This is a genomic window from Actinomadura formosensis (assembly GCF_050948385.1).
GTDB classification, from domain to species: Bacteria; Actinomycetota; Actinomycetes; order Streptosporangiales; family Streptosporangiaceae; genus Spirillospora; species Spirillospora formosensis.
On sequence record NZ_CP192011.1, the window covers coordinates 5,670,954 to 5,683,732 of the forward strand.

Consider the following 12,779-nt stretch of genomic DNA (forward strand, 5'->3'; position numbering starts at 1 on the left):
CCTGCCGGTGACCGGCGGCTGAGTCCGTGGTGGTGCGGCCTCGGTTTGGCACTGCGGCTGAACTTTCACTCGGCGGAGGGGCGGGGTGACGTCTGGGGCTGATGGGCGGTTTGGGCCTCGGGGAACGCTGGAGAGCCTAAAACCCACCGCCGCCGTGTGTCGACAGTTTCCGGATCATCACGTTTTGTGCACGCGCACCGTCCCGAATACCTCTACGCTGCTTCAGCGTGATGGCTCGTACTCGAAACGCGACGGTAACCGCCAGGTCGGCCGTCCGCGCGCGCCGGTCGCGGACCGTGCTCGCCGCGGGCGCGCTGTCCACGGCCGCGGCGCTGGCCGGCGGATGCAGCGGCGGCTCCGCGGACGCCGCCACGCCGCCCGACGTCCCGATGATGCAGCAGCTCGGCACCCCCGAAGGGCGGCTCGACCTCGTCGCCTGGACGGGTTACGCCGAGGACGGCTCCAACGACAAGCACGTGAATTGGGTCACGCCGTTCACCAAGGCGACCGGTTGCAGGGTCCACACGAAGGTGGCGGACACATCCGACTCGATGGTCGAGTTGATGAAGACCGGCCAGTACGACGGTGTGTCGGCGTCCGGCGACGCGAGCCTGCGCCTCATCTACGGCGGACTGGTCGCGCCGGTCAACACCGGCCTGCTCGGCAACTACGACGACATTGCCGGCTATCTGAAAAATCAGCCCTACAACTCCGTCAGCGGCCAGATGTACGGCGTCCCGCACGGCTACGGCGCCAACATGCTGATGTACCGGACCGACAAGATGCCGCGGCCGACCTCGTGGAACGTCGTGTGGGACACGAACTCGCCCGCGGCCGGGCACGTCGTCGCCTACGACTCCCCCATCTACATCGCGGACGCGGCCCTCTACCTGAAGGCGCACCGTCCCGACCTCAAGATCACCGACGTCTACGAGCTGGACGACGAGCAGTTCAACGCCGCGGTCGAGCTGCTCAAGCGGCAGCGCCCGAACGTCAACCAGTACTGGGCGAACTACCTGGACGAACTCCAGTCGTTCAAGAGCGGCTACAACTACGCGGGCACCGCGTGGCAGGTGACCGCGAACCTGGCCACGGCGGACCTGGCACCGGTCGCGACCACCCTGCCGTCCGAGGGCGCGACGGGCTGGTCCGACACGTGGATGGTCTCCTCGAAGGCGCAGCATCCGACCTGCATGTACAAGTGGATGAACTGGATCACCACACCGAAGGTGCAGGCGCAGGTCGCGCAGTGGTTCGGTGAGGCCCCCGCCAACCCGAAGGCGTGCCAGTACACCGACAGGGGGTTCTGCTCGGTGTACCACGTGGGCGATCCCGTGTTCTACAAGCGCCTCGCCTTCTGGAAGACGCCGGTGAAGAACTGCGGCGACGACCGCGGCAACAAGTGCGTCGACTACACCCGCTGGGCCCAGGCCTGGATGCAGATCAAGGGATAGGAGCGGGCCGGCCTCCCCGGTGGGGCGGCCGTGACCGCCCCACCGGGGGAGGTCACGGCGCCCCTGGGAAGGACGCGTCAGGTCTTCCGCGTCCTCTTCTTCGCCGTCGTCTTCTTCGCCGGCTCCTTGGACTTCGCCGTGCGGGACGTCTTGACGGTGTCCTCATCGTCCGCGGGGTCGTCGTCCGCGGGGTCGTCCGGCGGCCGCGGCAGGACGGTGGTGCGCTGCGGGTCGCCGTCCGGCGGCGCGGGGCGCGCCGGCGCGGACTCCGCGGCGGACGGCGTGCCGGGCTCCTCGCCCGGCAGTTCGTCGGTGGTCTGCGGGTCGCCGCCGAGGAGTTCGTCGAGGGCGACGGTGCGCTGCGGGTCGGCGACCGGGCCGGCGCCCAGATCGTCCTCCAGCAGGTCGTCCTCGGGGATCGCCACGAGCGCCTGCGTCTCCTGCGCCTCCCGGGTGATCACACCGCTGGCGAGGACGGTGTTGCGGTGCCGCAGCGCGCCGTTCTCGCGCAGCAGGTTGTCGTTGTCGGCGCGGGCCCGCGCGAGACGGCGGCTCATCCGGATGTGCACGAGGAAGCCGCCCACCGCGACACCGAGGATGAACCCGGCGACCGGGAAACCGACCGCCGTGGGCGCGAGCGTGGCCACCAGCGCGACCACGACCAGCGTGACGACCACGCCCAGCGCGACAAAGTGCTGTTCCATCCAGTCCAGGACGGCGTTGACGCGCTTGGGGATCCTCACTCCGCGACTCCTCCATTCATTCGGGTGGGCGATGACGGCCCACTGACCGGCCCGCGGCGCGCTGTCCCACCGCCGCCGCGCTGCTGTCCGGGTGCACCGCCCGGCTCCCTGGCCTGGGCGGTCCGGGCTCGCGCCTGCCGGCGCACCGCCCCGATGCTCTCAACACGCCTCCCGCGAATGGTGACCGCCGGGAGGCCGCCCGAAACACTAACAGTAGGCGACGCCCGCCCGCCGGGGCGTCCGTCACACCGCGTCACATCGGGATGCGAACACCCGGCCGCGGCGAATATCGTCCATGGATATGAGCGAACACTTTGACGTCGTGGTCCTCGGCGCGGGCCCGGGTGGATATGTCGCCGCGATCCGGTCGGCACAGCTCGGGCTGAAAACAGCGATCATCGAGGAGAGGTACTGGGGCGGGGTGTGCCTCAACGTGGGCTGCATCCCCTCGAAGGCGCTGCTGCGCAACGCGGAACTGGCGCACATCTTCACCCACCAGCAGCAGACCTTCGGGATCAACGTCGAGGGACGGGTGTCGTTCGACTACGGCGTCGCGTTCCAGCGCAGCCGCCAGGTGTCGGACAAGCTCGTCAAGGGCGTCCAGTTCCTGATGAAGAAGAACAAGATCACGTCCTATGACGGGCGCGGCACGTTCACCGACCCGAACACCTTGCAGGTCGCCAAGCCGGACGGTTCCACCGACACCGTGACGTTCGACAACTGCATCATCGCGGCCGGCGCGCACACCAAGCTGCTGCCGGGCACGTCGCTGTCCGAGCGGGTCGTCACCTACGAGGAGCAGATCCTCAGCTCCGAACTGCCGGAGAGCATCGTCATCGCCGGTGCGGGCGCGATCGGCGTCGAGTTCGCCTACGTGCTGCACAACTACGGGGTGAAGGTCACGATCGTCGAGTTCCTCGACCGGATGGTCCCGAACGAGGACGCCGACGTCTCCAAGGAACTCGCCAAGCGGTACCGCAAGCTCGGCGTGGAGGTCCTCACCTCCACCCGCGTGGACGCGATCGACGACTCGGGCGAGAAGGTCAAGGTCACGGTCACCGGCAAGGACGGCGCCCAGCGGGTCCTGGAGGCCGACAAGGTGCTGCAGGCCATCGGTTTCCAGCCGAACGTGGAGGGCTACGGGCTGGAGAAGACCGGTGTGCAGCTCACCGACCGGGGCGCGATCGACGTGGACGGCCGCTGCCGCACGTCCGTCCCGCACATCTTCGCCATCGGCGACGTGACCGCCAAGCTGATGCTCGCGCACGCCGCCGAGGCCATGGGCATCGTCGCGGCGGAGACCATCGCGGACGCCGAGACGATGGAACTCGACTACATCATGATCCCGCGCGCCACCTACTGCCAGCCGCAGGTCGCCTCGTTCGGCTACACCGAGGCGCAGGCGAAGGAGCAGGGCTTCGACGTCAAGACCGCCAAGTTCCCCTACAGCGCCAACGGCAAGGCGCTCGGCATGGGCGAGGGCGACGGCTTCGTCAAGGTGATCAGCGACGCCAAGTACGGCGAGATCCTCGGCGCCCACATGATCGGCCCCGAGGTCACCGAGCTGCTGCCCGAGCTGACCCTGGCCCAGCAGTGGGACCTGACCGTCCACGAGGTGGCCCGCAACGTCCACGCCCACCCGACGCTGGGCGAGGCGATGAAGGAGGCCGTGCACGGCCTCGCCGGTCACATGATCAACCTCTGACGGATCATGGCGTGTTCGCCCTGCGGCAGGGCGAACACGCCGGATGGGTCAGCAGGCCGGCCAGCGGGTCAGGGCCTCGTAGGCGGGACGCCACTCGGATTCGAAGGCGCCGCGGACCGGTTCCGGGAGCGGCGCCAGCAGCACCGCGGCCGTCTTCTCGTCGACGCCGTCCAGGATCCAGGGGAACAGGCGCGGGGCGTCGGGGCCGATGCGGCTGCCGTGGAGCCGGCCGAAGTTCTGCCACTGCTCGGGGGTCACGGTGGCGTCGATCAGCGGGAGCGCCTCCCTCTCCTCGTGCTCAAGATGGACGTTCAGGGCGGTGGCCAGGGCGTCCGCCAGGTCGCCGATGGGGTCGGTGCCCTTGTCGACGGCCTCGATGATGGGGTCGATGGCGGCGTGCTCGGCCTCCATCGCCTCCAGGAGGGCGAGGTCGCCCGGACGGGACGCGAGGGCCTCGCGCATGGGCGGCCAGAGTGCGTCGTCCTCGGTGGTGTGGTGGACGTGCAGGGCCTTCTTGAACAGCTCCCAGCCGACGGCCGCGGCCAGGACGCGGCGGGGGTCGTCACCCATGCGGGCGGTCGCCTTGGCCAGGTGCTCCACTTCCCGGCGCAGCGCGTTGTGCATCGCGTACATCGGGGTCATGTCGTAGTTCACGATCTCTCCTTCTTCCAGGTTCACCCCATTGACGATGCAGAAGAAGAAAAGGTGACATCTCAGGATGTCGGTGCCGGGCTGGACAGGCGGCTCAGGAGGCGCTGGCCCTGCCGTGCGCTGATGTTCAGGCGGCGGCCCAGTTCGGCGCCGGTGATGCCGGGTTCGGCGTCGATGATGGACAGGGCGCGGGCCTCGTTGTCGGTGGCCACGCTCCGCGGAACGGCCGGTTCCTTCTTCGGCGGCGCCTTGCGCTGCGGCGCCTTCCTCGGCTTCGGCGGGGCCTTGGGCTCGGGGGGCGGCGGCTCGGGCGTCGTCAGTTCCGTGACGCGGGTCAGGGCCTGGTCGAGCATCACGCCGTCCTTGAGCATCCAGACGACGTCCGCGGGGGCCTTGGACTTCCACTTGCGGCCGTAGTGGCCGTCCAGGAGGGCCAGGGCATGGCGGCGGCGCTGCTCGGCGGTCAGGGCCTGCGGGTAGGACGTGATCTGCCACAGGACCATGCGGCGCCACAGGCGGAAGGTCGAGAACGGCGCCAGGAGCCAGCGGGCCACCGGGATGCCTTCGCGGACGGTCCCGGAGGCGATTCCGGCGCGGCGGCGGATCGCGTGCCGGACCGCCTCGATGAACGTGATGAACAGCACGGGCATCGCGGCGTGCATGACCATGCCGGTGATGTCGCCGTGCGCGGCCGAGACGTTCAGCCAGACGGTGGCGGCGGTGAACAGGAACGCCGTCCAGCGCAGGGCCGGCATCGGCATGGCCAGCCATTCCAGCAGGAGCGCGACCGAGACCAGGGCGAGGATGCCGAGGTCGACTCCGGCGGGGACGATCCACGCCTGGCCGCCGAACCAGGGCTCGGCGACGTCCCGGACGGAGGCGAACGAGCCGTAGCCGCCGAGCCCGGCGAGGCCGGCGAAGAACAGGCCGCCGACCCCGGCCAGGACCCGCTGGGCCCGGGTCAGCGGCATGGTCGTCGGGTCCATCGGTGCGCGCCTCCGTCACGGGGTGTCTAGATCACCCCGTGACGGTAGCGCGCCTTCCCGGACGAAACCGGCAATATCCCCCACTCGTCAGCGGAGCGGGTCGAAGGGGTCGAGTTCCCGCGGGCGGTGACCTGTGACGATCTGCTCGGCGAGGAGGCGCCCGGTGGCGGGGCCGAGGGTGATGCCCCACATGCCGTGGCCGCCGGCGGCGAAGACGCGGGGCGAGCGGGTCGCGCCGATCAGCGGCAGGCCGTCGCGCGTGCAGGGCCGGGAGCCGACCCACTCGTCCTGCCGGGAGTCCAGGTCGGCGCCGTGCAGCAGCGGCCGGGCGGCCTCGACGATCGCCTTGATCCGGCGCTGGTCGAGCGGGGCCTCCGGGCGGCGGAACTCCATCATCCCGGCGACGCGCAGCCGGCCGCCCATCGGCGTGCAGGCGACGCGCTGGGCGGGGAAGTACACCGGGCCGGACGGGACGCGCTCCACCGGCACGCTGAAGCTGTAGCCGCGGCCCGCCTGCACGAGCGCGCGGACCCCGAACGTCCGGGCGAGGTCACCGAGCCACACGCCGCTCGCGACCACCACGGTGTCGAACGTCTCGAAGTCGCGGCCGGTGGTGCGGACGGCGACGCGGTCCCGCTCGTCCCGGATCCCGGTGACGGCCGCGCCCGCGCGGATCTTGCCGCCGCGGGCGCGGACGGAGTCGGCGAGGGCGTGCACGAAGCGGCCCGGATCGATGAACCGCTGGCCGCGCAGCAGGATCGCCGCGCCGATCTGCGCGGAGAGGGCGGGCTCGACGGCGCGCGCCTGGTCCCCGGTGAGGACCTCGTACTCCAGTTCCTGCCCGGCCGCGCGGATGTGCTCGATCTCCTCCAGCAGCACGCGGCGCTCCTGCGCCGTCCGGTACGCGGCGAGGAAGGTCTCGGCGTCGGCGGTGTCGGCCTTGACGCCGCCCTCGATCAGCGCGTCGAAGCTCGGCAGCGCCCGGCCGTTGATCGGCACGAGCGACTCCATCGAGCGCCGCCACCGGGCCGCCGTGCTGTTGCGGGCGAATCCGGCGAGGAACCGCAGGAGGCGCGGGTTCGCGCTCGGCGGGACGTAGACCGGCGAGGACGGGCTCAGCACCGCCCGCACCCCGTAGGACAGGACGGCCGGCTCCGGCAGCGGCGTCGCCAGGCCGGGGGTGAGCCAGCCGGCGTTGCCCCAGGATGCTCCGGCGGCGACGTCCCGGCGGTCGAACACGGTCACCTCGGCGCCGTGCTCCTGCAGGAACCAGGCGGTGGACAGGCCGACCATCCCGGCACCCACCACGGCGATGCGGCGCGGTCGCGCGTCGAGAGCCATGGCCACTCCATTTCATTCCTCGTCAAGGGCGATATTCCGATGGTGCGTCGGCCGGGCACGGGAGTCTCTGTCCGGTTCCGCCAACCGGGACCGGGCGCATCGTGCGATCCGCACAAACGATGGGCCAGACTGGAAGCCGTGATCGATGTGGCCGACCTGGTCGGATCGCTCGGTGCCGGGCTGCTGCGGCTGGTGGCGCCGGGCCGGGGCGGCGGGCAGGTGCACGACGTCGTGCTGGCGGAGCCGGGCGAGGCGGCCGGGCGGCCGGGCGAGATCGTCCTCGGCGTCGGCGTGTCCGGCCCGGCGGACGCCGTGGCGCTGCTGGAGCGGGCCGACGCCGCCGGGGCGGACGGCGTCGTCCTGAAGGCTCCGCTCGCCGCCGATCCCGGGGTCGCCGAGGCCGCGCGGCGGTTGAGGCCCGCACTCGTCGAACTCCAGCCCGACACCTCCTGGACGCACGTCATCTGGCTGGTGCGCGGCGCCATCGACCGCGCCTACGCGCCGGTCGCCGGGCCGTCCGGCGCCCACGACGACCTGTTCGCGCTCGCCGACACCGCGGCGGAGATCGCGGACGCGCCGGTGACGCTGGAGGACGCCCGCTCCCGGGTGCTCGCCTACTCCGGACGGCAGGACAGCACCGACCCCGCCCGCGTCTCGACGATCGTCGGACGCCGGGTGCCGCCGCAGGTCATCGCCCATCTGCGCGCCTGCGGCGTGTTCCGCAGGCTGGCCCGGTCCAGCGAGCCGATCATCGTCCCGGCCGGGCCGGACGACATGCTGCCGCGGCTCGTCATCCCGGTCCGCGCGGGCGGCGAGTGGCTCGGCTCGATCTGGGTCGTGGCGCGGACGCCGATCCCGCAGCACCGGGTCCGGCGGCTCACCGACCTCGCGTCCGTCCTCGCGCTGCATCTGCTGCGGCTGCGTGCGGAGGCGGGCGTCGCGCGGCGGGTCTCGGCCGACCAGTTGCGCGCCGCGCTGCGGGAGGGCGCCCCGGTTCCCACGCCGTCCCCGTGGCGGGTCGTGATCCTGGGCGGCGGCGAGGGCGGGGACATCCGCCGGCGGCTCGACCTGTGGGAGGCGATCACGCACCGGTTCGGGTGGCACCGGCCGCTGCTCGCCGACCTGGACGAGACGGTCTTCGCCGTGCTGACCGAGCCGCCGCGCACCGCACGGGAGGCGGACGCCGGGTCGGTCCCCTGGCTGCGCACCGTCCTCGGCGAGGTGCGCTCGCACGACCGGACCCTGTACGCGGCGGCGGGCGGCCTCGCGCACTCCCCCGCCGAACTGCCCCGCTCCCGGTCGCAGGCCGCCGAACTGGACGCTCTCGTCGCGTCCGGCCGGCTCGATCCGGGGCCGATCCTCCTGGAGGACGTCTGGGACGCCGTCATCGTCGAACGCGCCAGGAAGGCGACGGGGATCGACGCCGGCCTCCTCGGCGGCCCGCTCGCCGGCCTCCGGGCCCATGACGAGGCGCATGGCACGGCGTTCCTGCCGACGCTCGCCACCTGGCTGGACCACTACGGCGATCCGAAGGGCACCGCGCAGGCCCTCCGGATCCATCCCAACACGCTGCGGTACCGGCTGCGGAGGATGACCGAGGTGGCCCCCGTCGATCTTTCGTCGCCGCGCGTCCGGCTGGCGCTGCGCCTGCAGTTGAGCGCGCTTCTGGGGTAGCGGGCCGGGGCGCAACGAATCGCCGCAGAACGCAAGAAATGCGCAACGAAATGCCAGGTAACAGCAATATCGGCGCATTGGAATGCGGTGGCCGCGCTCTTAGAGTTTCGCTCAGTCGATCCCCCCTTCGGATGTCCGTGGAGACACCTATGACCGTGATGCCCGCAGCGGAGCCGAGCACCGCCGACCGCACCGCGCTGCGGCGGCACTTCCTGATGTGCCGCCCCGAGCACTTCGCCGTCACCTACGCGATCAACCCGTGGATGGACCCGGCGGCCGGTGCCGACGCCGCGAAGGCCATCGACCAGTGGGAGGCGCTGCGCGCCGCCTACCGGGCGCTGGGGCACGAGGTGAGCCTCATCGACCCGATCGAGGGACTGCCCGACATGGTGTTCGCGGCGAACGGCGCGCTGGTCGTCGGCGGGCGTGTGTACGCGGCGCGGTTCACGCACCCCGAGCGGCACGCGGAGGGCCCGGCGTACGCCGGGTGGCTGCGCGAGAACGGGTTCCCCGAGGTGCTGGAGCCGGAGCACACCAACGAGGGCGAGGGCGACTTCCTCACGCTCGACCACGTGATCCTGGCCGGGACGGGTTTCCGGACCGACATCGCCGCCCACCAGGAGGCGCAGGAGTTCCTCGGACGTCCCGTGGTGACGCTCCGGCTCGTCGACCCGCGCTTCTACCACCTGGACACGGCACTGTTCCCCCTCGGCGGCGGGAACGTCGCCTACTACCCGGGCGCGTTCTCGTCCGGCAGCCGGGCGGTGCTGGAGCGGCTGTTCCCGGACGCGGTCCTCGCGACCGAGCAGGACGCGGCGGTGCTGGGCCTGAACGCGGTGTGCGACGGGCGCAACGTCGTCGTCAACGCCGAGGCGGCCGGGCTCATCGAAACGCTGAAGATCCATGGCTATGAGCCGATTCCGGTGGACATGTCCGAGCTGCGTAAGGCGGGTGGCGGCCCCAAGTGCTGCACGCTGGAGCTGCGAGCCTGACCCACCGCTGGACAGCCCCGAGACGCCCCCGCGATGACGCGGCGCCCACTAGGTTTGCCAGGTGAACGTTTGCACCATCCCCGCCTGGTGGAACGAACTGACCGGGCAGCGGCTCGGGGTCGTCTGGCTGGACCCCGCCGACTGGGAGCCGGCCTGGCAGCACGCCGAGGAGTCCGGGGCGATGTCCCCGGGCCGCCTCGACACCGACGACGAGCTGCTGCGCAAGGGCAGGCTGCTGGTCGGCACCGGGCCGGAGACCGTCCGGCGCTGGACCGGGCAGCGGCTCGCGGCGGCCTGGTTCCTCGACCCGGACGAGCCGGACGTGCTGTGGTGCGCGCTCGGCGGCTTCTACCCGGCGTGGCTGTGGATACCGGTCGAGCCGACCGCCGCCGGGATCGGGGACGCACTCGGCGAGCCGTTCCCCCGCCCGGCGGCACCCCGCGTCGAGCTGACCGGGTTCACGCGCGGGTTCATCGGGTTCCGGCACCTGGTCACGGTGCCGGACGTGCTGCGGGAGGACGGCGTCCCGCCGTGGGAGCAGGCCCTGGGCGACGACCTCGTCCCGATGGACGGGCCGTCCCTGGACCGGTACGCCAAGGTCGTGAAGTTCCTCGATCCGCAGGCGTGGGGCAGCGCGCGTGAAGAGGACCCCTACCCGGAGCATTTCGACGCGGAGCACCACGACCCGGCGCCGTCCCGGATGGACGTGGTGCCCATCCGGGACGGGCACCGGCTGCAGCGGCTCGGGCGCGTCCCGTCCATGACGTGGCGGACGCTGCACTCCCGCTCGCACCTGTCGATCGAGATCCACACGCGGGAGATCGTCTGCGCGGCGGTGCGGTACCGGCCGTCGCCGCCCGCCCACCGGGTCGTGGCGCGGCGGCTCAACGAGACGCACGGCGAGCACTACCCGGAGGACCTGCCGCTCGACGTCATCGGCGTCCTCGCCGGCTGGGACTGGAACATCGAAGCCGACCTCGCCCCCAGCCTCGCCGACCCGGACGACACCGAGGCCGTCAGCGTCGGGCTGCGCTGCCTCGCCGCGCTCTGGCACGGTGACCTGCGCAGCACGCTGCGGCTGCGGGAGTGGGCCACGGTCCCCGATCCGGCCGTCCGCGCCAACCTCGCCGTGATCGCGTACCTGTACAACCACCAGTTCCTCATGCAGGAGCTGATGCTGAGCGAAACCGACGCGGCGGAGCTGGCGCGGCTGGAGGAGCTGCTCGACCACGCGCCGAGCCCCGACGCGTTCAACGCGTTCCGCGACGACTTCGGCGGCGCGGCCGTCATGGTGGACGACAGCGGCGCCCCGGTCGCGGAGTGGGGGGACGAGTGAGCGGCGGCCACGAGGGCACGGTGCTGCTCGCCGACCGCGCCGAGCGCGCCGTCCTGGAGGCGCTCGCCGCCGAGCGCGGCTGGTCCCGGGCGGCGATCAGCACCGCCGGATTCGACGAGATGGAGCAGGTCGCGTGGCGGGCGGACGGCCTGTTCGTCCTCTACAGCGAGCTGCACCCCCAGGGACACCGCGTCGTGCGGGTCACCGGCGAGCACGAGGCGATGGTGGACGAGGCGCTCGGCGTCGTGCGGTCCGCGCTCCCGACCGTCCCGGTGGACGCGCTGCTCGACGTGCTGCTGGCGGTGCCGCCGGCGGACGCGCGGGCGGCCGTCCGGGCGCTGAACGGGCTGCGCGCCGCCGACGTCTGGAACTGCGCGGACGGCAGGCCCCGGCCCGAGGACCCGCGCTACCGCGCGGCCGTGGAACGATCCGCGCGGCATCCGGAGCGGCAGGTGGTGCGGGCGCTCGTCTACATGGTCGGCGACCTGATGACGATCAGGCCGGGCATCGCGGAGCCGCTGCTCGCGCTCCGCGGCACGGGCGGCCCGGCCGCCGACATCATCGACGACTTCGCCGACTTCTGCGGGCGGCGGGCCTGAGCCCCGTGTGCCGGCGGGCCAGCGCGCGGGTCCGCAGCACGCCCGCGATGCCGATCGCCCAGATCCCGGTCTGGACCGTCCACGCCGCCCGGAACGCTCCAGGCGTGAACTCCCCGTCCGGTGACAGGGCGTCCAGGACGACCCCGATCAGCAGGATCGTGACGAGCGTCGCGATGAAGCCGCCCACGTTGACGATGCCGGTCGCGGTGCCCTGCCGTCCGGGCGGGTTGAACGTCCGGGCGTAGTCGAAGCCGATCAGCGAGCCGGGACCGCCCGGCGCGATGCACAGGACCAGCAGCACGAGCAGCCAGGCGGGGGTGGGCGGCGGCCAGGCGAGGACCGCCGCCCACGCCGCCACGCTGAGCGCGACGATGCCGAGGACCAGCCACGACCGGCGCAGCGGATGGCGGGCGACGAGCCGCCCGATGAACGGGCCCGACACGACGGTGAACAGCACGAACAACGTCAGCAGCGTGGACGCCGCCGCCGGGCGCATCCCCTGCCCCGACACCAGGTACGGGTAGCCCCACATCAGCGCGAACGTGTTGGCCGGGAACTGCGTCACGAAGTGCGACCAGAACCCGAGCCGGGTGCCGGGATGCCGCCAGGCCCGCACCAGGTTGGCCCCGGTCTCGCGCAGCGTGGGGACACCGGCGCGGCCCGGCCCGTCCCGCAGGAAGGCGATGGCCAGCACCGCCATGAGGAGGCCGAGCGCGGCGGCCGACCCGAACGCGGTGCCCCAGCCGGGCCCGTGCAGCAGCGCCACGAACGGGATCGCGCTGAGCACCTGGCCGAACTGCCCGAGCTGCCCGGTGAGCTGCGTCACGATGGGGACGTGCCGGCCCGGAAACCAGGTCGCGACGATGCCGAGGACGCTGATGAACGTCATCGCGTCGCCCGCGCCGACCATGACGCGGGCGACGACGGCCGTGCCGATGCCGGTGGACACGGCCATGAGCGCCTGCCCGGCGGCCATGAGCAGCGCGCCGCCCGCGACCATCCGGCGCGGGCCGACGCGGTCGAGCAGCAGGCCGACGGGGATCTGCAGGCCCGCGTAGACGAGCAGTTGCAGGACGGTGAAGGAGGCGAGGACGCCGGCGGACGCGTCGAACCGGCGGACGGCGTCCAGCCCGACGACGCCGAACGACGTCCGGTGCAGGACCGCGACCGCGTAGGCGAGGACGCCGAGGCCCCACAGCGTCCACGCGATCGGGGCGGCCTTCTGGTTCTCCGGGCATTCCTGGGGAGTTCGGGCGGTCTGCACGGATGACCAACTTATGTCACTTCTGCCGGGGTCT

The 12,779-nt window shown here is 72.2% G+C and carries 11 protein-coding genes; 6 read left to right on the forward strand and 5 right to left on the reverse strand.

Annotated features, from left to right (window positions below; translation table 11 throughout):
• Window positions 1-230 precede the first annotated feature (230 nt).
• The gene (locus ACQP1N_RS26625; RefSeq protein ID WP_433227377.1) at window positions 231-1,454 is read left to right on the forward strand and encodes an extracellular solute-binding protein; all 1,224 of its coding nucleotides are present in this window, start codon (window positions 231-233) and stop codon (window positions 1,452-1,454) included.
• Between the two features lie 77 nt (window positions 1,455-1,531).
• Here the strand turns inward: ACQP1N_RS26625 and ACQP1N_RS26630 are convergent, their stop codons facing one another.
• Window positions 1,532-2,197: a hypothetical protein gene (locus ACQP1N_RS26630; RefSeq protein ID WP_433227378.1), complete on the reverse strand. Its 666-nt coding sequence runs from the start codon at window positions 2,195-2,197 to the stop codon at window positions 1,532-1,534.
• Window positions 2,198-2,498: 301 nt separating this feature from the next.
• Here ACQP1N_RS26630 and lpdA point away from each other — a divergent pair, with 301 nt between their 5' ends.
• The gene (gene lpdA, locus ACQP1N_RS26635) at window positions 2,499-3,902 is read left to right on the forward strand and encodes a dihydrolipoyl dehydrogenase (protein WP_433227380.1); all 1,404 of its coding nucleotides are present in this window, start codon (window positions 2,499-2,501) and stop codon (window positions 3,900-3,902) included.
• Between the two features lie 48 nt (window positions 3,903-3,950).
• Here lpdA and ACQP1N_RS26640 read toward each other — a convergent pair whose 3' ends face one another.
• The 3 genes from ACQP1N_RS26640 to ACQP1N_RS26650 all read right to left on the reverse strand — a co-directional run bounded on the left by ACQP1N_RS26640 (window position 3,951) and on the right by ACQP1N_RS26650 (window position 6,880).
• On the reverse strand, window positions 3,951-4,556 hold the full coding sequence (locus tag ACQP1N_RS26640) for a hemerythrin domain-containing protein (protein WP_433227382.1): 606 nt from the start codon (window positions 4,554-4,556) through the stop codon (window positions 3,951-3,953).
• A 59-nt stretch (window positions 4,557-4,615) separates the two neighbouring features.
• On the reverse strand, window positions 4,616-5,539 hold the full coding sequence (locus ACQP1N_RS26645) for a DUF2637 domain-containing protein (protein WP_067798671.1): 924 nt from the start codon (window positions 5,537-5,539) through the stop codon (window positions 4,616-4,618).
• Window positions 5,540-5,626: 87 nt separating this feature from the next.
• Entirely contained in the window at window positions 5,627-6,880 is a 1,254-nt protein-coding gene (locus tag ACQP1N_RS26650) for an NAD(P)/FAD-dependent oxidoreductase (protein ID WP_067798674.1), read from the reverse strand.
• 138 nt (window positions 6,881-7,018) lie between these two features.
• Here ACQP1N_RS26650 and ACQP1N_RS26655 point away from each other — a divergent pair, with 138 nt between their 5' ends.
• From ACQP1N_RS26655 to ACQP1N_RS26670, 4 genes are all read left to right on the forward strand, one after another.
• A complete protein-coding gene (locus ACQP1N_RS26655) occupies window positions 7,019-8,554 on the forward strand; it encodes a helix-turn-helix domain-containing protein (protein ID WP_067798677.1) in 1,536 nt (511 codons plus the stop codon).
• Window positions 8,555-8,703: 149 nt separating this feature from the next.
• Window positions 8,704-9,546: a dimethylargininase gene (ddaH, locus tag ACQP1N_RS26660; protein ID WP_084262951.1), complete on the forward strand. Its 843-nt coding sequence runs from the start codon at window positions 8,704-8,706 to the stop codon at window positions 9,544-9,546.
• 61 nt (window positions 9,547-9,607) lie between these two features.
• A complete protein-coding gene (locus tag ACQP1N_RS26665) occupies window positions 9,608-10,882 on the forward strand; it encodes a hypothetical protein (RefSeq protein WP_433227385.1) in 1,275 nt (424 codons plus the stop codon).
• Window positions 10,879-11,481, forward strand: a complete 603-nt coding sequence (locus ACQP1N_RS26670; protein ID WP_067798682.1) for a hypothetical protein — start codon at window positions 10,879-10,881, stop codon at window positions 11,479-11,481. The genes ACQP1N_RS26665 and ACQP1N_RS26670 overlap by 4 nt, the downstream gene beginning before the upstream one ends.
• On the opposite strand, the gene ACQP1N_RS26675 is transcribed toward ACQP1N_RS26670, so the two are convergent.
• The gene (locus ACQP1N_RS26675) at window positions 11,441-12,745 is read right to left on the reverse strand and encodes an MFS transporter (protein WP_433227388.1); all 1,305 of its coding nucleotides are present in this window, start codon (window positions 12,743-12,745) and stop codon (window positions 11,441-11,443) included. The genes ACQP1N_RS26670 and ACQP1N_RS26675 overlap by 41 nt on opposite strands.
• Between the last annotated feature and the right edge of the window lie 34 nt (window positions 12,746-12,779).

What these genes read in the sequence shown, in the direction of transcription:
- ddaH (WP_084262951.1), top strand. Translation starts at nt 8,704, where the DNA reads ATGACCGTGATGCCCGCAGCGGAGCCGAGCACCGCCGACCGCACCGCG.
- lpdA (WP_433227380.1), top strand. Translation starts at nt 2,499, where the DNA reads ATGAGCGAACACTTTGACGTCGTGGTCCTCGGCGCGGGCCCGGGTGGA.
- ACQP1N_RS26625 (WP_433227377.1), top strand. Translation starts at nt 231, where the DNA reads ATGGCTCGTACTCGAAACGCGACGGTAACCGCCAGGTCGGCCGTCCGC.
- ACQP1N_RS26650 (WP_067798674.1), bottom strand. Translation starts at nt 6,880, where the DNA reads ATGGCTCTCGACGCGCGACCGCGCCGCATCGCCGTGGTGGGTGCCGGG.
- ACQP1N_RS26645 (WP_067798671.1), bottom strand. Translation starts at nt 5,539, where the DNA reads ATGGACCCGACGACCATGCCGCTGACCCGGGCCCAGCGGGTCCTGGCC.